Annotated in this window: 2 protein-coding genes; both read right to left on the bottom strand. The window is 70.5% G+C overall.

Annotation, left to right across the window (positions count from 1 at the left end; genetic code table 11):
• Nucleotides 1–1,439 (bottom strand): condensation domain-containing protein (locus tag ABZX22_RS44915; RefSeq protein WP_354923421.1); only part of this gene is annotated, 1,439 nt, incomplete at its 3' end.
• Nucleotides 1,436–1,891, bottom strand: a 456-nt coding sequence (locus ABZX22_RS44920; RefSeq protein ID WP_354923424.1) for a phosphopantetheine-binding protein, incomplete at its 5' end; no start/stop codon positions are given. The genes ABZX22_RS44920 and ABZX22_RS44915, both read right to left, overlap by 4 nt.

Below are 1,891 nucleotides of genomic sequence, written 5' to 3' on the forward strand. Positions count from 1 at the left end.
GGAGCGTCCGGCACCTCGGCCACCCGCCGCGCCACCACCTCCGGCAACGCCACGAACTCCCGCGCCTCACCCGTCGCGTTCCACCCCTCCACCGCCGCCACGTCGGCGGCCAGGAGGTCGTCGGACTCGCGAGGGTCGGCGGCCGGATTCTCGGCGATCTTCGCGAAGACGCGGCGGTAGTACTCGCCGGCCTGCACGACCTGGTCCGCGGAGAACTGCGTGATGTCGTACTTGAGCTTCAGCTCCAGCCCGCCGGCCTGGGGCGACCAGGTGAAGTTGGCGGACAGGGGCAGGTTGGTCTGCTCGAAGAACTCGCTCTCCACGACCTGGATCGCCCCGCCCGGACCGAGGTCCCGGTAGACGTGGAAGTCGCGGTAGTCGAAGAGCACGTCGATCACCGGGGAGCGCTGGGCGAGGCGCTGCATCTCGAACAGCGGGTAGAGCCGGTGCGGCATGAACGCCACCTCCGCGGCGAAGACCCGCTTGATCAGCTCGTCCCAGCTCGCCACGGCGGTGCCCACCCGCACGGGCACGCTGTTGAGGAACAGCCCGAGGACCTGCTCGGCCGCCTCGTGCTCGGGCCTGCCGTGCGTCACGATCCCGGTGACGACATCGCTGTCGCCCGTCAGGAGCGCCAGCACGCGCAGGTGTCCCGCGAGCAGCACGGTGCGCAGCGGCACCCTGGCCTGCCGCGCCGCCTGCTCCAGGCCCTTGACGACCTGGTCGTCGAGGGGTACGGCGTGCGAAACGGTGTCCTCGGCGTCCCCCGTGCGGTAGCCGGGCAGCCTGGGCAGCGCGGTCATCGGCGCGTCGGCCAGCATGTCCCGCCAGAACTGTTCGGTCTCCGGCGAGGCCACCGCCGCCTTCTCGCGGGCGACGAAGTCCCTGAAGGTGGAGGGCGGCGGGGCGGCGGGCGCCTGCCGTACGCCGTCGAGCCCCGCGGCGTAGCGGTCGAGCAGCTCGGTCACCAGCGAGGCGACGCTCCACCCGTCGAGGATCGCGTGGTGGAAGCTCAGCGTGAGGGCGAACCGTTCAGGGGCGAGATGGTGGATGACGGCGCGGAAGAGCGGCGGCGCCTCCCAGTCGAAGGGGCGGTGCTTCTCCTGGTCGCGCCAGATGCTCAGGCGCGACCTGGGGTCCTCGAACCCGGACAGGTCGATCTCCTGCACGGGCGGCTCGACGTCCTTCCAGACCAGCTGGATGGGCTCGTCGAAACCGGTCAGGTCGAACGAGGTGCGCAGGACCGCGTGGCGGTCCATGACCTCGCGCAGGGCGGCACGGAAGGTGTCGCTCTGGTAGGGGCCGCGCAGGTTCAGGGTGAAGACGTCATGGTAGGTCGCCGAGTCTTCCTGGTAGGCGCTGTGGAAGAGCATGCCCGACTGCAGCGCGGTCAGGGGGTAGGCGTCCTCGAGTTCGGTCGCGGGTTGTGTCGCCGTCAACGCTTGCCTCCTTGGAAACGCTGCTTCAGCCGATCCAGGTCCGCGGCTCCGAGCATGCTGAACGCCTCGCTGCCGCGGCTCTCGTTCACCGTCCCGGTGGTGATCACCCGGGCGAGCTCGCGCACCGTCTGGTGGACGAAGACGTCCTCGAGCGCGAGGGCGTACCCTCGTGCCCGGAGGCGCGCGACGATCTTGAGCGATCTGATGGAGTCGCCGCCGAGCGCGAAGTAGCTGTCGTGGGCGCCGGGGGCCGGGACGCCCAGCACCTCCGCCCATACTTCAGCCACGGCCCGCTCGATCTCACCGCTCGGTTCCTCGTACGGCACGCCGGCGGGGGCGTCGGGTTCGGGCAGGGCCTTGCGGTCGAGTTTGCCGTTGGCGGTCACCGGCAACCGATCCAACACCGTGAACGACGACGGCACCATGTGCTCCGGCAACCCCTGCCGCAGGAA

This window comes from Nonomuraea sp. NPDC003804, from assembly GCF_040610675.1.
Taxonomy (GTDB): Bacteria; Actinomycetota; Actinomycetes; order Streptosporangiales; family Streptosporangiaceae; genus Nonomuraea.